This window comes from Tessaracoccus sp. ZS01, assembly GCF_022342445.1.
In the GTDB taxonomy this organism is placed as follows: domain Bacteria; phylum Actinomycetota; class Actinomycetes; order Propionibacteriales; family Propionibacteriaceae; genus Arachnia.
The window spans coordinates 15,045-38,948 of record NZ_PQFE01000015.1 but is presented as its reverse complement, the minus strand read 5'-3'; the positions used below and the strand labels follow the sequence as shown (position 1 = coordinate 38,948).

At 68.5% G+C, this 23,904-nt stretch carries 18 protein-coding genes; 5 read left to right on the top strand and 13 right to left on the bottom strand.

The window, feature by feature from the left end; translation table 11 throughout:
• Window positions 1-29 precede the first annotated feature (29 nt).
• On the bottom strand, window positions 30-596 hold the full coding sequence (locus tag C3E87_RS11820; protein ID WP_076063125.1) for a hypothetical protein: 567 nt from the start codon (window positions 594-596) through the stop codon (window positions 30-32).
• A gap of 228 nt (window positions 597-824) precedes the next feature.
• Here C3E87_RS11820 and C3E87_RS11815 point away from each other — a divergent pair, with 228 nt between their 5' ends.
• Entirely contained in the window at window positions 825-1,775 is a 951-nt protein-coding gene (locus C3E87_RS11815) for an L-lactate dehydrogenase (protein ID WP_076063123.1), read from the top strand.
• Window positions 1,776-1,978: 203 nt separating this feature from the next.
• Here C3E87_RS11815 and C3E87_RS11810 read toward each other — a convergent pair whose 3' ends face one another.
• From C3E87_RS11810 to mptB, 11 genes are all read right to left on the bottom strand, one after another.
• Window positions 1,979-2,401: a heat shock protein transcriptional repressor HspR gene (locus C3E87_RS11810; RefSeq protein ID WP_076063120.1), complete on the bottom strand. Its 423-nt coding sequence runs from the start codon at window positions 2,399-2,401 to the stop codon at window positions 1,979-1,981.
• 3 nt (window positions 2,402-2,404) lie between these two features.
• Window positions 2,405-3,568, bottom strand: a complete 1,164-nt coding sequence (gene dnaJ / locus C3E87_RS11805; protein WP_076063118.1) for a molecular chaperone DnaJ — start codon at window positions 3,566-3,568, stop codon at window positions 2,405-2,407.
• A 102-nt stretch (window positions 3,569-3,670) separates the two neighbouring features.
• The gene (locus tag C3E87_RS11800; RefSeq protein WP_083665630.1) at window positions 3,671-4,219 is read right to left on the bottom strand and encodes a nucleotide exchange factor GrpE; all 549 of its coding nucleotides are present in this window, start codon (window positions 4,217-4,219) and stop codon (window positions 3,671-3,673) included.
• Window positions 4,216-6,066 carry a molecular chaperone DnaK gene (gene dnaK, locus C3E87_RS11795; protein WP_076063116.1) on the bottom strand — a complete coding sequence of 617 codons (1,851 nt, stop codon included), beginning with the start codon at window positions 6,064-6,066 and terminating at the stop codon, window positions 4,216-4,218. Before dnaK ends, C3E87_RS11800 begins: the two co-directional genes overlap by 4 nt.
• Window positions 6,067-6,252: 186 nt before the next feature.
• Entirely contained in the window at window positions 6,253-7,215 is a 963-nt protein-coding gene (locus C3E87_RS11790) for an alpha/beta hydrolase (protein WP_076063113.1), read from the bottom strand.
• Window positions 7,216-7,222: 7 nt separating this feature from the next.
• A complete protein-coding gene (locus C3E87_RS11785; RefSeq protein WP_076063111.1) occupies window positions 7,223-7,813 on the bottom strand; it encodes a DUF1707 domain-containing protein in 591 nt (196 codons plus the stop codon).
• A gap of 26 nt (window positions 7,814-7,839) precedes the next feature.
• Window positions 7,840-8,883 (bottom strand): glutathione synthetase, encoded by a 1,044-nt coding sequence (locus C3E87_RS11780; RefSeq protein WP_076063109.1) that lies wholly within the window; start codon window positions 8,881-8,883, stop codon window positions 7,840-7,842.
• Window positions 8,880-10,049, bottom strand: coding sequence for a flavohemoglobin expression-modulating QEGLA motif protein (locus C3E87_RS11775; protein ID WP_076063107.1), 1,170 nt, complete (start codon window positions 10,047-10,049; stop codon window positions 8,880-8,882). Before C3E87_RS11775 ends, C3E87_RS11780 begins: the two co-directional genes overlap by 4 nt.
• Entirely contained in the window at window positions 10,046-10,870 is an 825-nt protein-coding gene (locus C3E87_RS11770) for an N-formylglutamate amidohydrolase (RefSeq protein WP_076063104.1), read from the bottom strand. Before C3E87_RS11770 ends, C3E87_RS11775 begins: the two co-directional genes overlap by 4 nt.
• Window positions 10,871-10,936: 66 nt before the next feature.
• Window positions 10,937-12,364: a threonine synthase gene (thrC, locus tag C3E87_RS11765; protein ID WP_076063102.1), complete on the bottom strand. Its 1,428-nt coding sequence runs from the start codon at window positions 12,362-12,364 to the stop codon at window positions 10,937-10,939.
• 10 nt (window positions 12,365-12,374) lie between these two features.
• Window positions 12,375-13,739: a polyprenol phosphomannose-dependent alpha 1,6 mannosyltransferase MptB gene (gene mptB, locus C3E87_RS11760; protein WP_076063099.1), complete on the bottom strand. Its 1,365-nt coding sequence runs from the start codon at window positions 13,737-13,739 to the stop codon at window positions 12,375-12,377.
• Window positions 13,740-13,809: 70 nt separating this feature from the next.
• Here mptB and C3E87_RS11755 point away from each other — a divergent pair, with 70 nt between their 5' ends.
• The 4 genes from C3E87_RS11755 to C3E87_RS11740 are packed head-to-tail and all read left to right on the top strand — an operon-like array spanning window position 13,810 to window position 17,866.
• Window positions 13,810-15,153, top strand: coding sequence for an NAD(P)/FAD-dependent oxidoreductase (locus C3E87_RS11755; RefSeq protein WP_076063097.1), 1,344 nt, complete (start codon window positions 13,810-13,812; stop codon window positions 15,151-15,153).
• A gap of 8 nt (window positions 15,154-15,161) precedes the next feature.
• Window positions 15,162-15,689: a DoxX family protein gene (locus C3E87_RS11750; RefSeq protein WP_076063095.1), complete on the top strand. Its 528-nt coding sequence runs from the start codon at window positions 15,162-15,164 to the stop codon at window positions 15,687-15,689.
• Between the two features lie 33 nt (window positions 15,690-15,722).
• The gene (locus C3E87_RS11745) at window positions 15,723-16,448 is read left to right on the top strand and encodes a response regulator transcription factor (RefSeq protein ID WP_076063093.1); all 726 of its coding nucleotides are present in this window, start codon (window positions 15,723-15,725) and stop codon (window positions 16,446-16,448) included.
• Window positions 16,445-17,866, top strand: coding sequence for a cell wall metabolism sensor histidine kinase WalK (locus tag C3E87_RS11740; protein WP_076063091.1), 1,422 nt, complete (start codon window positions 16,445-16,447; stop codon window positions 17,864-17,866). The genes C3E87_RS11745 and C3E87_RS11740 overlap by 4 nt, the downstream gene beginning before the upstream one ends.
• Window positions 17,867-18,381: 515 nt before the next feature.
• Here C3E87_RS11740 and C3E87_RS11735 read toward each other — a convergent pair.
• Window positions 18,382-23,778 carry an endo-alpha-N-acetylgalactosaminidase family protein gene (locus C3E87_RS11735; RefSeq protein ID WP_083665629.1) on the bottom strand — a complete coding sequence of 1,799 codons (5,397 nt, stop codon included), beginning with the start codon at window positions 23,776-23,778 and terminating at the stop codon, window positions 18,382-18,384.
• Window positions 23,779-23,904: the final 126 nt, after the last annotated feature.

Sequence of the window (23,904 nt, the reverse complement as noted above, 5' to 3'; positions counted from 1 at the left end):
GTGTCGCCTGATCGGGTGCTGTCACCGGATCAGATGGTGTAATCCTTGTTGTTCTCGTCCGACTGATCTGCCGCGTCGTGCGTGCCCGGCTCCTTGCCGGAGGCGCGGCCGCGCTCGGCGAGGTCGCGGAAGCCACGGTTGATCTCGTCCATGAACTTGTCGAGCTGCTCGCGCAGCTGGGCCAGGACGTTCTTCGCACCCGCCTCCGAATCGGCTTCGGGGTGGGATTCGACGTACTGCTTCTTCTGCTCCTCGTAGAACTCCTTGGCCTTGTCGGCCACCAGGCCCACGAAACCGACGGCGGCGTAGGCCGTCTCCTCGGCCGCCTTGCGCAGGTTGTCGCCCAACTGCTCCGGGCTCCGGTGCTGCTGCTCGGGGCCGTCGACGGCGGTGTGCTGCTGGCCCCACGCGTCGCTGGTGGACGCGTCGGGGGCGTCGGTCGTGCCGGTGGTGCCGGTGGTGCCGGTGGTGCCGTATTCGGCCCCCGACTCCTGGCTGGACGCGGCCTCAGTGGCGTCGTAGGTGTAGGTGGGTTCGTCGGCGAAGCGCTCGCCCTGGGTCTGGTCGTCCGGTCGGTCGTTGAAATGCTCGGTCATGGGACCCTCCTGGATCTCGTGCGTTCCTTATCTAGTGTGCAACGTAAAGGGCGCCGCCACGAGGGGTTAGCTCCCCCAAAAGCCCCCTACTCACCCCTGAGGATGGGCCGCGGGCCGTTCCGGAGCGCCGACGGCGCCACATCTGGATGTGGGGTCCCTGACCGACCCAGATCCAGATTCGGGCCCGTCCCGCACGCGGTGTCTTGGAGTTGTGGGCAAGATGTGGGTATGAAGATGCGAGGCACGAAACTGTCAGTCGTCGGCGCGGGCGCCGTCGGTACCTCCCTGGCGTACGCGGCGTTGATCAAGGGGGCGGCGACGCACGTGGCGCTGCACGACCTGAGTGCCACCAAGGTCAAGGCCGAGGCCCTGGACCTCGCCCACGGGAGCCAGTTCCTGCCTCCCCACGTCACCGTCGAGGGCTCCGACGATGTCGCGGTGACGGCCAAGTCCGACGTGGTGGTCGTCGCGGCGGGTGCGAAGCAGCAGCCCGGCGAGACCCGGATGGACCTCGCTGCGAAGACCGTCGGGATGATGAAGTCGCTCATCCCGCCGCTGGTGGAGCAGTCGCCCGACGCGGTGTTCATCATGGTGACCAACCCCGTCGACGTCACCACCCAGGCGGCGCTCAAGATCTCGGGTCTCCCCCGCAACCAGCTGATGGGCTCCGGCACGGTGCTCGACTCGTCGCGGCTGCGGTGGCTCATCGCCGCCGAGTGCGCCGTCTCTGTGACCAATGTGCACGCCTACATCGCCGGCGAACACGGGGACACCGAGACCCCGCTGTGGAGCACCGCCACCATCGGCGGCGTGCCGCTGAAGCAGTGGGAGGAGCAGACCGGCCAGTTGAGCCGCGAGGTGCGCGAACGCATCGCCGAGCAGGTCGTCGGCGCGGCCTACGAGGTGATCGAGGGGAAGGGCGCCACCAACTACGCCATCGGGTTGGCGGGCACGCGCATCATCCAGGCCGTGCTGCGTGACGAGCACCGGGTGCTGCCGGTGTCGTCGTACCTCGAGAACTGGCAGGGGATCTCGGACGTGTGCATGTCGGTGCCGCACATCGTCGACGGCAAGGGTGTGGGCCGGGCGCTTGAGCTACCTCTCACCGACGGGGAACTCCAGCGCCTGCGCGACAGCGCGGACCACATTCGTGAGGTCGCGCGCCGGCTGGGCTTCTGAGCCGGACGCCGGTCAGCGGGTGACGCGCAGAGACCTCGGGCCGGCGTCGGTCACCCGCTGGAGGCCCAGGCGCTGGATGGCTGCGCTCGGCAGGGCACCCGACGCGGAGGTGGGCGGGAGTTCGGCTCTACGGGCGGGCTGGCCACAACCGCCACAACGACGGCGGCCCGAGCCAATCCGGCGGTTCTGCCACCGCCGCGTCGTCAGGTGGCGGACGGCGGCAGCGCCAGCCGACGCTGCGGCCGGTACCGGCCCTGGTGCACGCGCCCCGACGACTCCGCGGTGAACACCCGCGCGGCGAGTTCGTCGCTCTGGATGCGCCGGACCAGTTCGCTCAGGCGCTCCACCTGGTCACGCATGCCGTCAACCTGCTCCTCCAGCGCGAGGATGCGACGGATGCCCTCAAGGTTGATGCCCTCGGTCTGCGACAGGTACTGCACGTGCCGCAGCTTGGCGATGTCACGCAATGAGTAACGCCGGCCCCGGCCCCGCGCCCGCTGGGGGACGACGAGGCCGAGCCGGTCGTAACCGCGCAGGGTCTGCGCGTGCATGTCGGCCAGCGACGCGGCCACCGAAACGGGGAAGACCGCCGCGTCGGGGTCAAAGGGCTGCAGATGCTGGCTCATCGGTCACCCTCCGAACAGTGACTCGCGAGGGTTGACCTCGTGGGCCTTCTCTGCGTATTCCAGCAGTGCGGCCTTGGCCTCCGGGCTCAGGTCGTCCGGCACCTCGACCTTGATGGTCACCAGCAGGTCACCCTGCGTACCGTCAGGCTTCCGCGCGCCGCGGCCGCGCACCCGCATCGTGCGCCCGTTCGGCGTCGACGGCGGGATCCGCAGCTTCACGCGCTGCCCCTGCATGGTGGGGATCTGGATGTCGGCACCCAGCGACGCCTCGGTGAACGTCACGGGAACGTCCAGGGTGAGGTTGGGGCCGGTGCGCCCGAACAGCTTGTGCGGGGTGACGTGCACGCCCACGTACAGGTCTCCCGGCGCGCCGCCGTTCTCGCCGGCCGCACCCTTGCCCTTGAGCCGGATGCGCTGCCCGTCCTCGACGCCTGCGGGGATCCGCACGTTCATCGTCTTGGTGGACTTCCCCCGGCCGGAGCCGGCGCAGTCAGGGCAGGGGGTGTCGACGATGAGGCCGCGACCGAGGCAGTCGGTGCACGGTTCGCTCATGTGGAACACGCCGCCGGCCTGAGACGACTGCATCCCCGAGCCCTCACAGGACGGGCACACCCGCGGCAGGGTGCCGGCCTTCGCGCCGGTGCCCCGGCACGACGGACACGGCTGGTCCGAAACGGTCCGCATGGTCACGGTGGCGCCCTCGACGGCCTGCTCGAAGGTGATGGTCACATCGCCCTCGATGTCGGCGCCGCGGCGGGGGCCGCGCTGCGTGGCGCGACGGGTTGCCCCGGCGCCCCCGCTGAACAGGCCGCCGAACAGGTCACCGAAGCCTTGCTGCCCGGTACCCTGGCCCGCGTTGCGGAACAGGTCCTCGAACGACGGCGACGCACCGCCGCCGGGCTGCCCGGGCCGGTTGAACCGGAAGCCGCCGCCGAACAGGCTGCGGGCCTCGTCGTATTCCTTGCGCTTCTCCGTGTCCGACAGCACCGCGTTGGCCTCAGAGGCCTCCTTGAACCGGGCCAGGGCGGCGCTGTCGCCCGGGTTCTGGTCAGGGTGGTTGTCGCGGGCGATCTGACGGAAGGCCTTCTTGATCTCGTCCGGCGACGCGTTCTTGGAGACGCCGAGAACCTTGTAGTAGTCCTTCTCGAGCCAGTCCTTGGTACTCACTTCCCGATCATCTCCTTTCTGAATGAGGGTGCATGCTTGTTCCTCCACGGGCCGGTCGGCCTGCCCGCGCGACCTCGTCGCGAGGGCAGGCCAGGCACCGCATTACGGGTTGGCGACGGCGACGCGTGCCGGGCGCACGACCCGCCCCTTGAGCTCGTAGCCCTGCTGCATGACCTGCGACACGGTGGTGACCGTGACCGGCTCGTCCAGCTGGACCGCCATGAGGGCGTCGTGGCGGTTGGGGTCGAACTCCTCGCCCACCTCACCGAACGTCACCAGGCCGTGCTTGGCCATGACCTTCTCCAGCTCGTCGGCGACCATGCGGAAACCGCCGTCGATGTCGCCGTGCTGCCTGGCGAGCGCGATCGAGTCCAGCACGGGCATGAAGTCCGTCAGCACGGACTCGATGCCGGCCTGGCGGGCCAGGTCGCGGTCGCGGTCCACGCGCTTCTTGTAGTTGACGTACTCGGCGCCGAGGCGCTGGAGATCCGTCGTGCGCTCCGCCACGAGTTCCTCGAGCTCGGCCACACGGTCAGGCGCCTCAACGGCTTCGAACTCGACGGGGGTCTCAGGTGCGCCCGTGGGCGAGGCCGTCTCCTCGACGGTCTCGCCCACTGCGTCGCTGTCCGGAGTGAACTGCGAATCGGTCACTTGTCGTTCTCCTCGTCGACGATCTCCGCCTCGACGACGTCCTCTTCGCCCTCGGGCGTGGCGTCAGCGGCCCCGCCGTCGGCCGGAGCGGACTCCTGCGCCTTGGCCTGGGCAGCGGCGTAGATCGCCTGACCCATCGCGGCGGCCTTCGTGTTGAGGTCGTCGATCGCGGCCTTGACCACGTCGTCGTCCTCGCCCTTCAGGGCCTCCTTCAGCGCGTTGGTGGCCTCGACGACCGGCGCCTTCACGTCCTCGCCGATGGTCTCGTCGTGCTCGGTGAGGAGCTTCTCGGTGCGGAACACCAGGGCGTCGCCCTCGTTGCGCATGTCGACGGCTTCGCGGCGCTTGCGGTCCTCTTCGGCGTGCGACTCGGCGTCCTTGACCATGCGCTCGATGTCGTCCTTGGCCAGGGCGGAGCCGCCGGTCACCGTCATGGACTGTTCCTTGCTCGTGGCAAGGTCCTTGGCGTTGACGTGCACGATGCCGTTGGCGTCGATGTCGAAGGTGACCTCGATCTGGGGCACGGACCGCGGTGCGGGCAGGATGCCGGTCAGTTCGAAGTTGCCGAGCGACTTGTTGTCGCGGGCGAACTCACGCTCGCCCTGGTAGACCTGGATCATCACCGACGGCTGGCTGTCCTCAGCGGTGGTGAACACCTCGGAGCGCTTGGTGGGGATGGTGGTGTTGCGCTCGATGATCTTGGTCATCACGCCACCCTTGGTCTCGATGCCCAGCGACAGCGGGGTCACGTCGAGGAGCAGCACGTCCTTGACCTCGCCCTTCAGCACGCCGGCCTGCAGCGAGGCGCCCAGTGCGACGACCTCGTCCGGGTTGACGCCCTTGTTGGGCTCCTTGCCACCGGTCAGTTCCTTGACCAGGTCCGCGACGGCCGGCATGCGGGTGGAGCCACCGACGAGGAGGACCGTGTCGATCTTGTCGACGGAGGTCTTGGCGTCGGAGATGACGGCGTTGAACGGGGCGCGGCAGCGGTCCAGCAGCGGCTGGGTCATGCGCTGGAACTCCGAGCGGGTCAGCTTCTCGTCGAGGTGCAGCGGGCCCTCCGCCGAGGCGGTGATGTAGGGCAGGTTGATGGCGGTCTCCGACGCGGAGCTCAGCTCGATCTTGGCGCGCTCGGCGGCCTCCTGCAGACGCTGGCGGGCCATCTTGTCCTTGGACAGGTCCACGCCGTTCTTGTTCTTGAACTGCGTGACGAGCCAGTCCACGACGATGGAATCCCAGTCGTCGCCACCCAGGCGGTTGTCGCCCTTGGTGGCCTTGACCTCGAAGACGCCGTCGGCGATCTCGAGCAGCGACACGTCGAACGTGCCACCACCGAGGTCGAAGACGAGCACGGTCTGCTCGGTGTCGCCCTTGTCGAGGCCGTAGGCCAGCGCGGCGGCGGTGGGCTCGTTGATGATGCGGTCCACCTTCAGGCCCGCGATCTCGCCGGCCTCCTTGGTGGCCTGGCGCTCGGCGTCGGAGAAGTAGGCCGGGACGGTGATCACGGCGTTGGTGACCGACTCACCCAGGTACGCCTCGGCGTCACGCTTCAGCTTCTGCAGCACGAATGCGGAGATCTGCTGGGGACGGTAGTCCTTGCCGTCGATCTCGACCTTCCAGTCGGTGCCCATGTGGCGCTTGACGGAGCGGACGGTGCGGTCCACGTTGGTGACCGCCTGACGCTTGGCGACCTCGCCGACGAGGACCTCGCCGGAGGTCGAGAAGGCCACCACGGACGGGGTGGTGCGCGAGCCTTCAGAGTTGGGGATGACGGTGGGTTCGCCGCCCTCGAGGACGGCGACGCACGAGTTGGTGGTGCCGAGGTCGATGCCTACTGCACGAGCCATGGGATTTCCTCCTGGGTGTTAGCTGCTGTGAAGCTGTTGAAGTCGAATCAGTTCCCTTGAGCGGGGTTGACTCAAGCTAACCACAGACCCCGCCCGCGCTCAAGTCAAAGTTGAGCTTATCAGGCTCAACCCTGGAGAACCCTGACCCTTTCCAGGGGCGCCGGGGGCCGTCGCTCCCGTGCGACGTCAGGCGAGGGCCCGCCGCACTGCCGAGAGGCGGGTGGCCGTGATCCGTCGCGAAAGTTCGGCCTCTGGAGCCAACGCCTCCGAGGCGTGATACGCCCCCGGGTAGAGGTGGAACTCGACGAACACCCCCTGCTTCACCATCGCGGCGACCAGCGCGAGGTCCTCGTCGCGGAACGCATCCTCCGTGCCGACGTCCATGAAGACCGGCCCGAAACCGGCCCAGTCGGTCTCGAGGAGGGGCGAGGCGTACCTGTCCGGTTCCGCGCCGCCCAGGAACCATTGCCAGGCCTCGATGTTGGTGCCCCTGTCCCACATTCCCAGTTCGGTGACCGCGTGGCTGGAGGCGGTGGTGTTGGTGGGGTCGAGCATCGGGTAGGCGGCCAACACCAACTGCGGGGAGGGGCGGCCGTCGTCGCGGGCCCGCATCGCCGTCACGAGGGCCAGGTTGCCACCTGCGGAGCCCCCGACGATCGCGACGCGGGACGGGTCGATGCCCAACGCCTCCGCGTTGTCCATCATCCAGGAGAAGCCGGCGTAGGTGTCACGCGACTGGGCGGGATGCGGGTACTCGGGGGCCAACCGGTAGCCGCCGGAGACCAGGACGGCGCCGGCGGCGAGGCTGTAGACGGCGGCCGTGGAGTCCTCCCCCGCCACGGAGCCCATCATCATGCCTCCGCCGTGGATGAAGAAGATGCCAGGCAACGGGCCCGCTGCGTCGGCGGGGCGGTAGACGCGCACAGGCACGTCGGGGTCGCCGTCCAGCCCGGGGACGACGAGGTCCTCACGGCCCACCCTCTGATCGGGACCGCCGGCCGCCTCGATGCCGGCTGCGGACAGTGCGTCGGAGGCCTCGCGCCTGGCGACCGGGTCTGCGATGGCGTTGACCCCACCCGGGACGAGCCTCATGTGCTGTTCGAGCACCTCTCGGGACTCCGGATCGACCCGGCTGTACTGGTGCGACATGTAACTCCTATTTCCGCAGCTTGACGTCGTTGCCGCCCCAGAAGAGCAGCCCCTTGAGCACCACGGTGCCGTTGGAGCCGTCGCCCTGGGCGTCGGCGTGGATGTCGTTGCCGGCCATGATGGCCACCGACTGGTCGATGACGCGCACGCCCGGCGGCACGTAGACGACGCACCCGCCCATGATGGCGTTCAACGTCAGCGTCACGATGCGGCCGGGACCCATGGCCTTGGTGAGATCGTAGTTGTTGCCTCCCCAGAAGGCGAGGCAGCCGACGTCGCGGGTACCCGGCTCGACGAGGATGTCGCGGCCACTCATGATGGCGACGGTGAACCCGCCGTCGCCCTGAGCGGTGGCGGGCAGCGCCTCATGGTGCGGCGGGAGGGGCCCCATCTGGTCCTGTTGCAGCATCAGGTCACTGCCCTCCGGGAGGTCCGCGACGAGCGCGGGCAGCTCGTCGGTGAAGACGGCCTTGAGCGCCTTCTCCTGACGCTCCCGCATCTCGTCGAGGTCGAGCCGGCCGGCCTCGTAGGCCCGCTGGATGATGGTGAGGGTGTGATCGCGATCCGCATCCCCTGCGCGCAATCGTTGAACGTCCATGACCACGACCCTAGGCCTTCCCCCTGTCAGAGAGCCGCCAGGCTGATGTTGGAGATCTCGGTGCCGTAGTGCCGACGGATCTCGAGCTTGCGTTCCAGGTCCGAGATCACCGCGATGGCGAAGTTCTCGTCGTACAGCGCGGCGCAGGAGCCCAGGCCGCCAGGGCTGAAGACGTTGACCTCCATGAGCTTGTCGCCCACGATGTCGAGCCCGACGAGGAACATCCCGTCCGCGACGAGCTTGGGCCGCACCACATGCACCATCTCGAGCATTTCATCGGTCACCTTCACCGCCACCGCCTTGCCGCCGGCCGACATGTTGGAGCGTAGGTCGGAGCCGCTCGACCGGCGGCGGAACGCCGCGTACTTGCCGTTCATCATCAGCGGTTTGCCGTTCATCACGAACATCCGCACATCGCCGTTCTTCGCCTCCTCCAGGTACTCCTGGGCCACGACGTAGCCGTCGCGGGAGATCGCCTCGATGATCTGGTTCATGTTGGGGGATTCGTCCGTGTTCACCAGGAACACACCGCTGCCGCCGGAACCCTGCAGCGGCTTGAGCACCGCCCGGCCTCCGAGATCCTTCACGAAGTCGACGATCTGGGCCTCGTCACGCGAGATGAGCGTGGTGGGGCGGACCGCCTCCGGGAAGTGCTGGAAGTAGGCCTTCGACAACGCGTTGGCCAGGCTGGTGGGGTCGTTGACCACCAGGACGCCAGCGGCGGCGATGAGCTGGCCGAAGGCGACCCCGGCGTTGTTGGCCCACGCCGAGCCCTGCGCGTCGTCGGCGGGATCCGAGCGCAGCATCACGATGTCGAACTCACTGAGCGGCAGCCGCTCCTCCGACGTGGGCTTCTGCACGTCCTCGATGTAGCGCTCGAGTGAGCGGTAGTTCTTGCCGGCCCCGGCTCGGGCGCGGGCGCTGAGGGAGCCGTCGGGCTCGTAGGCGAAGTTGCCCATCCCCATCAGCCACGCCTCATGACCCATGTTGGTGGCGTGCATGGCCAACCTGGTGGTGGTGTATTCGGCCTTCTCGGTCATGACGTCGTTGACGACGAATCCGATCTTCATGCTGCAACTCCTTGGATGAGTTCGGTGGGGTCTGTGGTCTGGGCTGCGACGAGGAGCCGCTCGCGGCTGCTCGCCTCGTCGAACCAGCGGGGCAGCACGACGGGGTCGCTGAGCACCCCGCGAGCGTTGAGTTCTTCGATGAGGGGGAGGTCCTCCAGGGCGAACTTGCCGAGGAAGAAGGCGCCGAGGTCGCCGCCGGAGCGGAGGTGGCCCAGGATGTCGATGAGGCCGCGCAGGTAGCAGGCGTCCTTCGTCAGCCCACCGGAGCGGAAGATGCGCATCACCGTGGAGAAAGCGCCTCCGGGATGGAAGCCGTCGTCGACGAGACCCTCCCAGCATTCGCGGAACGACGCCCCGCCGAGCATCCGCGACACGGTGAGCACGCGGCCGGCGAGTTGGCGGAGCCTGGACGCGGTCAGTTCCCCGCACGCCACCTCCGCCAGCACGGCCAGGCCCTCCTGGGTCTCGTCGTAGCCGGCCAGGCCGGTGCCGAGCACCTGGAGCGGCTGGTGGGACCCGTTGACCTGGGTGACGAGGTGCGTGCCGACCTCGTGCTGGATCAGCGCGTTGGCGCGGTCCGCCGACACCGACGCCTCCGGCCCGATCAGCAGCAGGTTGCCCGACACCATCACTCCCGTGGAATCCGGCCGGATCTCCGCGTGGATGTCGACGTCGGGTTCGAGCCCCCGGTAGTAGTCGAGTTCCTCGTTGGCCAAGGCCAGGAACTCCTCGGCCGTCAGCCGTTCACCGGACCATGTCGAGGCGTCGATCCGGCTGAGGATCGCCTCGGCCGCCGTGAGCAGGTCCTGGTGGACCCCGCCGAACAGCTCGATGGAGAGGTTGCGGAAGTCCTGCGAGCCGCGGCAGCGCAACATCGACAGCTGGAGGTCCAGCTCGCGGTGCTTGTTGCGCAACAGCGCGCCCACCGTCGCGTCCTGCACGCGGGTGACGTCGATGCTGTGCAGCACCGTGTGGAGCACCTCCGGCTCGATGATGTAGTCGCGGTAGGCGAACTCCGGCTCCCGCACGTCGCCCGCGATGAAGGCGTCCTTCACGTCGTTGGCGTCGATGGGCGTGACGTCCAGGATGAACCGGAAGCTGGTACTCAGCTGCGACAGCTGCAGGTCGATGGCCTGGTCCACCATCGAGAGCGGGTTGTTACTCATCCGCCCTCGCCAGCCATGGCCTGCTCGGGATCCCGGTGCTGCGGGATGTGCCGCTCGGGGATCTCGGCGAGCGCCGCCAGCACCGGGCCCTGCGTCTGTTCGAGGGCTGCGGCGAGCCGTTCGATGTGCTGCTGGTCCGGCTCCCCCGTCCACTCGTCCATGAACGTCTTCTTGAACTCGATGGCCAGCACGCAGCCCACGCCGGGGTAGCGCTCGTGGACGAACCAGGCGAGGTTCTGCCCCTTGAACTTCACGTTCTCGCGGATGTCGAACCCCTGGCCCAGCATCGATTCGCGGAAGGCGCCCGCCACGTCGCCGAACGTCTCGTGGTTGAGCGATCCGGTGCCCAGGTTGACCTCCGGGTTGTCCTCGACCGGCTCGTCGGGGGCGTCCGCGCCGTCGCGGCGATGGTTGTAGGAATGCACGTCGTAGATCACGAACGGGCCGCGCTCAGCGACCACATCCAGGCGCTCCGCCAGGGCGGCGTAGAACGCGTCGTAGCCTGCCAGCGCGATGTCGACGGCGTCTTCGGGGAGCTCGTCGGTGTCCCAGACCTTGAGCCCCCAGCAGTCGTCCGGCGTCCGGTAGACGGCCTTGGTGCGGATCCGGTTGAGGTCCGTCTCGAACCGCGACAGGTGCACGTTGACCCGGGCCGGGATGCGACCGGCGATGAGGTCCGTGAAGGGGTCCTCCTCGCGGAAGCGCACCTCCTCGTCGAGCACCATGGACCTGGCGATCTCTGGGCTCAGGTCATGCCCGGCATGGATGGAGGTGGCGATCAGTTGACCGGACCAGTCACCGAGGAACTCGAATGGTTGCATGCACCATTCCTACCCGACGACCGGTTCGCGGGGGTGAAAACGTACGGCTATGTGGGCTTTGCCTGGCTACGCGGAACGCTCGATGATGGCGCGCACGGCGACGGCGTCGTTGGGGGCGCTGACGACGCGGCGGGGCAGGTCCTCGATCCCCTCGAAGCGCGCCGGGCGTGACGGCACCACGCCGATCGCCTCGACGATGGTCTCGGCGAACTTCACCGGCAGCGCCGTCTCCAGCACGATGACCGGGCCGTCGACGGGGAGGCTGCCGGCGACCTGCACGGCGTCGGCCGTGTGCGGGTCGATGACCACGCCGTCGGCCCGGAAGACGCGGCGGATCTGGTCGAGCCGGTTCTGGTGCGTGGACGTCCCCGCCACGAACCCGAACCGCTCGACCTGGCCGCGGAACTCCGGGGTGTCGCTCAGGTCGAAGGAGCCGCGGGAGCCCAGTTCGTCGACGAACAACTCCCGCACGCGGGCGGCGTCGCGGCCCAGCAGGTCGAAGACGAAGCGCTCGAAGTTCGAGGCCTTCGAGATGTCCATCGACGGCGAGCTCGTGGCGTGCGTCTCGGCACCGGCCCGCACGCGGTAGACGCCGGTGCGGAAGAACTCCTCCAGCACGTTGTTCTCGTTGGTGGCCAGGATGAGCCGGTGGCTGGGCAGGCCCATCTCGCGGGCGATGTGGCCGGCGGCGATGTTGCCGAAGTTGCCCGACGGCACGGCGAAGCTGACCGGCCCCGCGAGCTTCCCGGGGAGCTGCAGCCAGGCGGCGAAGTAGTAGACGACCTGGGCCAGCAGACGTGCCCAGTTGATGGAGTTCACGGCCCCGATCTTGTGCCGGGCCTTGAAGTCGGCGTCCGCGTTGATGGCCTTGACGATGTCCTGGCAGTCGTCGAACACCCCGTCGACCGCGATGTTGACGATGTCCGGGTCGTCGATGGAGAACATCTGCGCCTGCTGGAACGGCGTCATCCGGCCCTGCGGCGACAGCATGAACACCTTCACGCCCCGCTTGCCGCGGAGCGCGTACATGGCCGAGGACCCGGTGTCGCCGCTGGTGGCGCCCAGGATGGTGATCCTCTCCCCGCGGCGCTCCAACTCGTAGGCGAACAGCTCGCCCAGCAGCTGCATCGCCATGTCCTTGAAGGCGGCGGACGGGCCGTTGCTCAGATGCGCCAACCACAGGCCGTCGCTCAGCTGCGTCAGCGGCACGACGGCGGGGTCGAGGAACTTCGACGGCGCGTAGGCCCGCTCCACGATGCCGCGCAGGTCTTCGGCCGGGATGTCGTCGACGAAAAGCGCGACGATCTCGAACGCGAGCGCCGCGTAGCCCTCCTCCGCCAGCAGCGTGCGCCAGGCATCGAGTTGGGCGACGGAGACCTGCGGATAGCTGTCCGGCAGGTACAACCCGCCGTCGGCGGAGAGACCCTCGAGCAGGATGTCGCTGAACCGCTTGCCGGGCGCGCCCGAGGCATCACGGGTGGAGACGTAGAGCATGGGGTGGAGTCTAGTGTGCGGGCCGCTGCTCGATGGCGGGGATTCCGCGGCGCCACCACCACCACAGCGGCACCCCCACCACCACCATGGCGACATAGGGCGCCATCGCATCCTGCAGCGCGGGCAGCAGCGCGAACGCGGCCACCACCACCAGCCAGACGCGGTCCGTCAGCGGCGACCGCGGGCAGAAGACATACAGCGGCAGCAGCCACGTGAGGTACCACGGCTGCAGCGCGGGCGCGCACACCATGAAGGCCACCAGCACGGCGACGGCGAAGAGCCAGGGCCGGTCCCCCGCCGCCCGCCCCTTCGGGCCCCACTTCACCCACAGGAGCACCACGACCACCGCGATCAGCAGGGTGGAGAGCAGATTGATGACGCCGTCGGAGACCCCCTCCGGGAAGATCTCGTGGTAGCGCGCGAAGGACGCCACCCATGACAGCGGGGCGTTGCTGGTGGCGCCGATGGGCTGGCCCGCCGTCGGGTTACGCCAGCCGAGGCCCCAGTGGAGCGAGGTGGCCAGGAACGTCAGCACGGTCACCGCTCCCGGCACGACGGCCACCCACGCCGGGCCCCACCACGAGGACCGGGCGGGCCGACGGAGGCTCCAGGCGACGGCCACCACACCGAGCCCGTACAGCGCGGCCGACTGCTTGATGCCCATCGCGACGCCCAGCAGCAGGCCGGCGACGACGAGCCCGCGCCAGCCGCGCCAGCCCAGGTCGGTGACCGCCAGGAACGCCGCCACGCCGAGCGCGACCATCAGGGCGTCGTTGTGCGCGCCGCCGATCCACTGCACGAGGATCACGGGGTTGAGCAGCCCCGCCCACAGCGCCAGGCCCGGGTCGACGCCGAAGCGCCGCGCCAGCCGCGGCAGCACCCACGCGAGGATCGCCAGCGCGAGCACGCTCTGGATCCGCATGGCCATCGGGGTGGCGAGGATGTCGCCGGCGGTCAGCCGGGAGACGAGGCCGAACAGGTCGAGTTGCAACGAGGGGTAGACCGACGTGGTGGTGTGCCAGTGGGTGCCCACGAGCAGGCCCGGCTGCCCCGCATCGCCGATGGCCGTCTCGTACGGGTTGATGCCGCGGGCCACCTGCCAACCGGTGGCCGCGTACGCGTAGGCATCACGGGAATGGAGCGGCAGCGACACCAGCATGGGCAGCGACCACAGGGCCGCCGTCGTCAGCGGGCGGTGCCAGCGGGGACCCAACTGCCACCAGGCGAGCAGCAGCGCGCAATGGCCGGTGAAGGAGACGATCACGCGCCACCAGGAGGCGGGGCCCTCGAGCAGCCCGGGGGCGTCGACGAACGCGGCACCGACGATGACGAGCACCGCCGAGAACCCGATTGTCACCCACAGCCAGTTGCGCACCGCGCCAGACTAGTGGACCCGATCTCGAACATATTTTCGCCACAGCTTTGTTGCAGATTAGTCTGTAGCTATGCATCGTGTCGTCATCATCGGGTCCGGGTTCGGCGGGCTGTTCGCGGCCAAGGCCTTGAAGCGCACGGACGTGGACATCACCCTCCTCGCCAAGACCAACACGCACCTCTTCCAGCCCCTGCTCTACCAGGTGGCCACCGGCGTGCTCAGCGAGGGCGAGATCGCACCCCCCACCCGCGAGATCCTGCGCCGGCAGAAGAACGTGAAGGTGCTGCTGGGGCTGGTGGAGGACATCGACCTGACCGGGCGCACGGTGAAGTGGCGCTACCACAACCGGCACCAGGAGACGCCCTACGACACCCTGATCGTGGCTGCGGGCGCGGGCCAGAGCTACTTCGGCAACGACCACTTCCGCACGTTCGCGCCGGGCATGAAGACGATCGACGACGCGCTGGAGCTGCGGGCCCGCATCCTGAAGTCGTTCGAGGTGGCCGAGTTCACTACCGATCCCGACGAGCGGCGCCGGCTCCTGACGTTCGCGGTGGTGGGCGCCGGCCCCACCGGCGTCGAGATGGCGGGCCAGATCCGCGAGCTGGCGGATTCCACGCTGCGCAACGAGTTCCGCTCCTTCAATCCGTCCGACGCCCGCGTCGTACTCCTCGACGGCGCCGACCAGGTGCTGCCGCCGTTCGGCCCCAGGCTGGGTCGCAACGCGCAGGAGACGCTGGAGGGCATGGGCGTCGAGGTGCAGTTGGGTGCCATCGTCACGGACCTGGACGACGACGGCCTGACCTTCCGCCGCAAGGACGGCAGCACCGAGCGCATCGAGGCGGGCTGCAAGGTGTGGGCCGCCGGCGTGCAGGGCAGCGAGCTGGGCGCGACCCTCGCCGAGCAGTCCGACGCCCAACTGGACCGCTCGGGCCGCGTCGTCGTCGACGAGAACCTGAACCTCCCCGGGCACCCTGAGGTATTCGTCATCGGCGACATGGCGTCGATGCCGGGAGTGCCGGGTGTCGCCCAGGGCGCCATCCAGGGCGCGAAGCACGCGGCGAAGACGATCCGGGCCCGCGTCGAGAACTCCCGTGAGCCCGGCGCGTTCAGGTACCGCGACAAGGGGTCCATGGCCACCATCTCCAAGTTCGCCGCCGTCACGCAGATCGGCAAGATCCAGCTGACCGGTTTCATCGCGTGGCTCGCGTGGCTGTTCCTGCACCTCCTCTACATCGCGGGGTTCAAGCAGCGCATCACCACGCTGCTGAGCTGGTTCATCACGTTCGTGACGAACGGCCGCTCACAGCGGGTGGTCACCAACCAGCAAATGGTGGCGCGCCTCGCGTTGGAGCGTCTCGGCGCCGGTTCTTCTGGCAAGCTGATCCACGGTGAGGAGCTCACCGAGGACTAGGAGCTGCGATGGACGCCTTCCTGAAGGTAGTGCGTGACCTCGCGCTGCTCGTGGCCAGGATCGTGCTGGGCGTGACGCTGATGGCGCACGGCTGGTACCGCTGGAACATCACGGGCCTCGAGGACCAGACCAACATCCTGGAAGGTGTGGGTCTGCCCAGTGCGGAGGGCCTCGTCATCGCGACGATCGCCTTCGAACTCATCGGGGGTGCCCTCCTCATCTTCGGGCTGGCCACGCCGCTCATCGGCCTGGGCATGATCGTCCAGAACGGGGCGGTCATGCTCACGACGCGGCTCGACGCCGGCTTCTACCAGCACGACCGGGGCTGGGAGTACAACGCCGTCCTGGCCACCTTCGGCCTGATCTTCCTGGCCTTCGGCTCCGGCCGCGCCGGCCTCGACTACCTGTTCCTGCGCCCCCGCGACGACGCCGGCGAGCGCCTGATCGAACCGGACCCGCGTGACCGGCCAGCTTCCTACCCGGTGCCGGACGAACCGGCGACGGGCTCTCACAGGTATCCCACAGAAACCTCATAGCATTCACCCACCCCGCGGTGGGAGAGTGGAGCCATGGCCCATGCTGACACCCTGACCCGCCCGGACGGCACCCCCATCCGCGTGCTCACCGTCGACGACGAACCCAGCCTCATCGAGCTGCTGTCGATGGCCATGAGGTACGAGGGGTGGGACGTCTACACGGCGACCTCCGGCACGGAGGCCGTCAAGGTGGCCCGCGAGGCGCAGCCCGACGCCCTGGTGCTCGACATGATGCTGCCGGATTTCGACGGGCTGGAGGTGATGCGCCGCATCCGCACCGAGGACCCGGACGTGCCGGTGATCTTCCTCACCGCGAAGGACGGCGTCACGGACCGCATCGCGGGGCTGACCGCGGGCGGCGACGACTACGTCACCAAGCCCTTCTCGCTCGAGGAGGTCATCGCGCGGCTGCGCGGGCTGCTGCGCCGCTCCGGTGCCACGTCGATCCGCCCCGACACGCAGATCATCGTCGGCGACCTGATCCTCGACGAGGACTCCCACGAGGTGACCCGCGCCGGCGAACACATCAACCTCACCGCAACCGAGTTCGAACTGCTGCGCTTCCTGATGCGCAACCCCAAGCGGGTGCTGTCGAAGGCGCAGATCCTGGACAGGGTGTGGAACTACGACTTCGGCGGCCAGGCCAACGTCGTGGAGCTGTACATCTCCTACCTGCGCAAGAAGATCGACGCCAACCGCGACCCCATGATCCACACCATGCGCGGCGCGGGCTACGTGCTGCGGCCGGCGGCCGGATGAGCCCTCAGCGACGCGGCTCCCTCGCCGCCCAGATCCAGCCCCGCGTCGTCATCACCGTCGCGGTGCTGGCGCTCGTGGTCAGCATGGTCACCGTCTTCGCGGCCGCCACCATCCTGTACCGCCAACTCGACACGGAGCTGGACGGCGCACAGGTGCGGCAGGGCCGCGGGCCGGGCTGGAGCAGCGGCGACCGCGTGCCCGGCATTGAGACGCCCGGCATGAGGGTGGGCACCGTGATCGCCCTGGAGCTGCCCGACGGCAGCGCCGTGGGCAGCGTCATCGAGGACGGCGAGGTGGACTCCGTGACCACGGCCGCCATGATCCGCCTCGTCGAACTGCCGGCCGACGGCGAGAAGCGCTCCGTGATGCTGCCCGGGATGGGCAAGTACCGCGTCGAGGCGCGGGAGACGCGGCTGGGCAAGGTGTCGGTGGGGCTGCCCACCGGCGACATCGACCGCTCCCTGCTGTGGCTGACGCTGTTCGCGGCGGGCATCTCGTTGTCGGCCGTCGCCGTCACGGCGTTGGTCACGCGCGAGGTGCTGGGCCGCGCCACCCGGCCGCTGACCGCGCTCACGAACACGGCAGACCAGGTAAGCCACCTGCAGCTGGAACGGGGACGCGTCGAGGTACCGAGGGTCTCGGTGGGCGCGCTGCCGGAGAACAACGAGGTCACCCGCCTGGCCACCGCCTTCAACGACATGCTGGACCGGATCGAAGGCGCGCTGGCCGCACGCGAAGCGTCCGAGGTGAAGCTGCGCCGGTTCGTCGCGGACGCGTCCCACGAGCTGCGCAACCCCCTGGCCGCCATCCGGGGCTACAGCGAGCTGGCGGAGCGCGCCCCGGAAGGCGAGAAGTCCTTCGCGCTGCAGCGCATCGACTCCGAATCACGACGCATGACCAAGCTGGTCAACGACCTGCTACTGCTGGCCCGGCTCGATGCCGACACGCAGGTGGAGGCGAGGCCCGTCGACGCCGTCGAGGTGGTGGTCAACGCGGTCAGCGACGCGCAGGCCGCGAGCCGCGACCACCAGTGGCAACTGATGCTGCCGGAGCCGGAGGTCATGGTGCTGGCCGACGCGGACCAGCTGCACCAGGTGATGATCAATCTGCTGAGCAACGCCCGGACGCACACGCCGCCCGGCACCGTGGTGCGCACGTGCGTGCGGCGGCATGGGGACCGCGCGGTGATCGAGGTGGCCGACAACGGGCCCGGCATCCCGCCCGACACCCTCCCCCGCGTCTTCGAGCGGTTCACGAAGGCCGACGACGCGCGCACCCACTCCACCGTTCCGTCCACGGGGCTGGGGCTGGCGATCGTGCGTGCCATCGCCGAGGGCTTCGGCGGGTCGGCGATGGTGTCGAGCAGGCCCGGCAGGACGGCGTTCACCGTGACGCTGCCGCTGGCCCCCGTCGACTGATCGACGGGCGGCTCCAGCCCGCCACTTCGACGACCCCGCGGTGAACGACGCCCGTGCGCAGGCGCGAGCCAGTGACGCGTCCTTCGGTGGGCTGGGGTCTCCCGTTGGACGTCGAGGCGCTGGATGCTTCCGCTGGGCAAGGCAGCAATGCCGGAGCTGGGCACGGGCCAGGCGCCAGGGCGGACTTCAGGTCACGCAAGTGCTGGGTTTGGCGCCATCCTCGGGCACAAACCCAGCATTGAACACGGCCGCCCGGTTTCAGTGCTGGAAGTGACGCCGTCCTCGGGCACAAACCCGGCAGTGGAGCGAAGCTGAGGCCGCCGGACGACGCTGGGTGCCGCCCAGCTGACGCGTTGGCTGCCTTCGCCCACGGGGAGCCCCAGCGGCCGAGAGCCGACGCGCTGACGCGAAGAACCCCCGGGCTTCCAAGCGTGTTGCCTGGGAGCCCGGGGGTTCCGTTTCAGCTACTGGGCTGACCGACTGAGCCGGACGGGGAAGCCCGGCTCAGGTGAGGGTCAGCCTCGCTTCTCGGGTCCTCCGAACATCACGATGTTGTTGAAGACCCACTCGTTGCTCTGCGAGAAGGTATACCCACCCGCAGGCTTCGCAGTGGCGGCGTACACCGTCGTCATCGTGTAGGAGCGGCACGCGCCCCGACCGGTGGCGGCGGTGTCGCATTCGGTCTTCCACTGACGACCAGCCGACGTGAACACCCCAGCCTGGCCGAGCGGGTTGCCCTTCCACGCCGCACGCGTCATGTACGGCAGGTACGTCAGGTTGTTGAACGCCCAACCCGACTCGCGGACGAACTTACCGTCCTCGACCTTGACCACGGTGGCCCAGATCTCCGTGCGGCAACGCTCCGTCTGCGAGTACGCCTCACAGGTGGTGAACCACTGACGGCCGTTGAAGTCGTGACTACCCGGCAGGGTGTACGGCACCGTCGGGACGAACTTGTCCGAGGCCGGCGTGGTCGTCGGCTTGCCCGAAGGCGTGACCGTCGGCTTCACCGACGGCTTGACCGACGGCGTCACCGAGGGCTTCACCGACGGCGACACCGACGGGCTCGGCGACACCGTGGGTCCGGCCTTCTTCGCCACCACGAGGGTGAACGTCGAGTCCGTCTTGTTGCCCTTGGCGTCGGTGACTGTCACCGTGACGCTGAACGTGCCGTCCGCCGTCGGGGTGCCCGAGATCACGCCGGTGCCGGCGTTGATCGTCACACCGGCCGGCAGGCCGGTGGCGGCGTAGGTCAGCGGGGTCGACGCGTCGGTCGCCGTGACGGCGATGCTCAGCGCCTTGCCCACCTGGGCGTCGGCCGGAGCGGTGATGGTGTCCACCACCGGGCCGGTGACGTCCTCGACCGTGTTGCACGTGACGCGGGCCTCTGCCCAGTCGGCGTGGTCGTTGCCGTTGCCGTCGGCCGTGGTCTCAGCCTTGAGCGTCAACTCCTGCACGCCGGTGATGTCGAGGTCCTTGATCTCGACGACGGCGCTGTCGTGGCGGAGGGTTTCCGACCGGAACAGTTCCTCGCCATCACCGATCACCACGAACTGCACAGTGCCGCGCCCGGTCTGCACATCGTCGATGCCGATGAAGGAGCTGAACGCCTGGCACTCACCCTCGAGGTTGAAGGTGACGCTCGCCGGAGCGTGCATGCCGATGCCCTTCGGGTAGGTGACGCCGTCGATCTTCAACGGACCGCCGTCGCCGCCGCCCTGTTCGCCGTTGGACAGATCCCATTCCATGGGCCCCCAACCGTTGGTCGGGGTTCCGACGATGCGCTCACGCATGTCGGAGAGGTAGACCTGGCCGCCGGGAAGCGGGGGGATGACAGTGACGTTCGCAGAGCGTTCGACGATGGCCGTCTCCCCGCCCTGAGTCATCGATCCACGGAACTGCAGGACGGCGTCCTCGACACCCTCCGGCAACAGCACCTTCCACACCTGGGTCGAGGTTGCGCCCTCGGCCAGCTCGGTCGCGCCCGGGGTGGCCACGGTCGTGGTCCATCCCTCGGGAGCAGTCAGCTCGTGCTTGACCTCGGTGCCCGCGCCGAGCACCGACACCACGTTGGTGGTGACGGTGAGCTCGCGACCCGCCTGAGCGGTTCCGGTGACGGACATGGAGCCTTCGATGCAGGCGCCCGACTCAGCCTCGCCCAGATGCTCGACGCGCAGGTCGTCGATCGTCATGTTGTGCTGGGTGTTGGCCCCGGCCAGCTTGTCGATCGCGATGAACGCGTTGGCACCGCATGCGGTGTCGAGCTCGGCCGAGTACGTGGTGGTGACACGCTGCTGGCCCAGGACGGCCGACACGGTGTTGATGGTGCGAACACCTGTGGCGGTCACCACGTCGCTTCCGATGCGGACGCGGTACTGGTCGGCATAGGTGGTCTGGTAGTCGAACGACACGCGGTAACGCTGGCCTGCCTCGAACGGTATCGCGCCGGGAGCGGTCTTGAGGATCTCGCCGGTGTTCTCGTTGTTGGCCATCAACGACCAGTCGCCACGCAGCACGTTGTCGTTGAGCTTGCCGCCCTCGACCACGTTGTTCGTGCTGTCGACGCCCCACCAACCCTTCTGCGAGTACGGAGCGTGCAGACGGGCGAGCTGGGTGCGTGCGTCGCCACCGCGGTTGGTGGCGCCGGTCACGAACGGGTAGTAGCCCGTGTCGATGTTCTCGAAGTCCTCGAAGAACACCGTGTCAGGGCGCTCCAAGCTGTCCGGGTCAACCGGTGCCAGGAACTCCACCACGCGCAGGTCGTCGATCAGGATGCGGGCATCCCCGTCGCCGGCCTTGAACGCCAGGGTGACGTCACCACCGGCGGTGGTGAAGGTGACACGGTGACGCTGGTGATAGAAGTCACGCTTCTGATCCGAGGCCGTGGAGTTGCGCACGGTGGAGGCAGAGATGGTGTTGACGACGTTTCCGTCGCCGTCCGTCTCGGCGTAACCCGCCGCGGTGACTCCGGTACCGGAGGCTTCAATCGTGAGATCCCGGGTCTTGAGCGGGTCGATCTCCACCGAGGCCCACGCGGAGTAGGTGCCCGCAGGGAGGTTCAGGGTCTGCGAGAGCGAAGCTTCGCCGGCGCCGATCCGGGCCTCGTAGTTGCGGCGCGCGTTGCGCTCGACGGCGACGTTGCCGGTCGTCTCATAGGCGTCGAGGGTGCCGGAGAAGAAGCCCGGATCCTCGATGTTGCTGCCCTCGCCCCAGTTGGGGTCCTGGACCTGCGGAACGGTGGTCGTCGGGTAGAGCACGTAGGCGGTGTTGGCCTCTGCCGTCAGCGAGATCTTGCCGTTGACCACGGGGACGTCGGCGAGCGCCTCACGGCCCGTGTCGGTCAGCTTGAACAACTTCAGCGACGTCTGGCCCGCGAACGCGTCGGTCAGGGTCCACTGCGTGGTGCCGCCGCCGATCTTGTAGTGGTACAGACGGTTCTCGCCGCCGTTCTGCCAGGGCAGCAGGTAGCCGCCGTCGGCGAAGACGGTGGCGCCGTCGAACGTGATCTCACGGTTCGTCGGGACCGTGCTGCCGGGGATGGTCGTGAGCGGCGAGGTGGCCACGGTGCCGTTGGCGAACGCGATCCGGTTGGTCTCCCACTTCACGATCGGCGACTGCTGGAGGAACTTGGCGGGCAGGTTGCGCTCCCAGACGTTGCGGAGGAACGCGTTGTGGTTGTTGCCGCCGCTCCAACCCTCGAATTCGACGACGTTGCTGTTCGACAGGATCGGGTGCGGGTTCCAGGTGTCACGCTCGTGGTTGAAGGTGAAGCGCATCACGGTGGAGTTGAGGCCCTTGTTCTCCGCGCCACCGTAGTTCTCGTCCTGGGACCAGTGCGACCACAGGGTCTGGTTCGGGAAGCGGTCCGACCACTCGGACGAGAGCTCCCAGCCCATGTCCGCGAGCTCGGAGGCGAAGCGCTCCATCTCCCAGCCGTAGGGGTAGTAGACGTCGACGTAGAGCCACGTGAGGTTGGCCGGCTTCTCGTCGTAGAAGTCCTGGAAGCGGTCCAGCACTGCACCGGTGGCGAGGTCCTTGGGGCCGTCGATGTAGTACGACTGGTTCATCCAGCCCCAGGCCTTCTTCGGCGGCATCTGCAGGAGGTCCTCCGAGAACGAGTAGGCCTCGGAGTAGCTCTCGGTGGCGTTGACGTGCACGCCGAACTTCGCGTTGTAGTCGGCGCCGGTCTCGGTCAGCGTCTCGAGGTCGTCGAAGCCGCCGGCCCGCTGGTTGTAGTGACCGGCATAGTCGGGGTGGGCAGCGTCATGGCCCTCGGACTGGTAGCCCTTCAGCAGCACGCGCTGGCCGAGGTTGTCGGTCTCGAGCGAGATGCGCTTGGTGTCGTCGAGCGTGCGGAGGAACGGGTGCGTCGCCTGCGAAACGATGTTGAAGGGGATCCGCGCGACGACCTCGTTCTTGACGTTGTCGGCGCCCAGCGGCGACTCGACGATCTCGCGATGGGCGATCGCGCCGTCCTGCCAGTCGATCACGGAGTCGGCGTTGCGGTCGCGCGTCAGCTTGACGGTGACGTACGGGTCGGCGTCTCGGCCGATCACGCCCTCGTGCTGCTCGACGGGCTCGCTGAGCCAGGTCCACGTGCCCGACCAGACGGCGCCGTGCTTGACGCCGTCGACCGTGGTGATCTGGCGCTGCAGGCGGTTGTTGCCGACCGCAACACGGCCCGCGGTGGACGCCGGGCCGCGGTTGTCCTCGGTGGCGTTCGAGTCGAGGGTGGCGGCGACGCTGGAGTTGTTGGCGATGGCCATCCAGGAGCCCTGGATCGCGCCGGCGGGGGTGGTGGCCAGTGGCTCGAACCTGTCACCCGAGACGTTGCGGTTGACGCCGATCAGGCCGGCGGTCAACTGCGCGCCGTTGCCGGTGACGGTGACGAGGTTGTGGTTGGGGATGCGCACCCGGTTGACGGCCTCGTCGGGGTCGACGATGTCGGTGAGCGTGAACCGCAGGGCCTCGTCGGCCACCTCGATGCGGGCGGTCATGGACACGCCGGTCAGGTTCGGGAAGGTGAGCGCGTAGCTCGCCGAGCGGCCGTCGGCGGCGCGCACCGGATCTGCCACGGTGACGGGCTGCTCAACCTCGTTGACGAGGATGGTGGTCAGCGCGGCGCCGATGCGGCCGGCCAACTGGTCATCCCCGAGGCGGTAGTCGACCACCTGCGGGAAGTCCGGGTGCAGCCGCACCTTGAGGTCGCCGTCGACCAGCTCGGTGGCGCCCTCGGGGATCACGATGTCGGTGACCGGGGGGACGGTGGGGTCGGTGGGAGTGGGGCTGACGGTCGGGCCGTCGCCGATGGCGGTATCGGCGTTGAACTCCGCCAGCGATCCGACGTTCTCGGTGCGGGACGTCTCTTCGCCGGCGACGTGGCCACCCCAGGTGGAGAGGTAGACGACCTTGACGCAGGTGGCGTCCACCGGCGGGAACGTGATCTCGCGCTCGATCTTGTTGTTGACGACGAGGCCGTCGAAGTTGCCCTGGGCCCGCTTGACGAAGTCGCTCGTGTCGGCGGTGCAGGCGCTGGCCGAGGTCCAGAGTTCGTACCCGTTGACGCGGCCGGAGCCGTTGGACGACTGGCGCGGCGTCAGGCGCACGCGGCCCAGCTGCACCGGGGTGTCGGCGACCTTGACGGTGAGGTGGTGCGGCGGCGGGACAAGGGTGCCCGACCACTGGGTGTGCCAGTACGTCTCCAGGTTGCCGTCGAGCACCAGTTCGGCGGCACCGTTGGCGCCCTCGCCGCCGACCTCGACGGAATTGACGTCGACCACCGTCATCTGGCTCTGCGGAATGGCTGTGTATTCGTACGCTGCGGTAGCGGATTGGGGGAATACCAACCCCCCGAACGCCAACGCCCCGGCGGCAATGCCTGCCACCACGTGTCGTGTTGTCACTGTGGACATCCGAGTCCCTTCTCATTGGCGGGCGCTTCGATGTGCCCACACCTCCCCGCGACCATAACCGTCGCCCCTTGTCGCGGGCACGTCGAGACGACAAGCGCTCGTTCATAGTGCGCAACACCCGCCAAA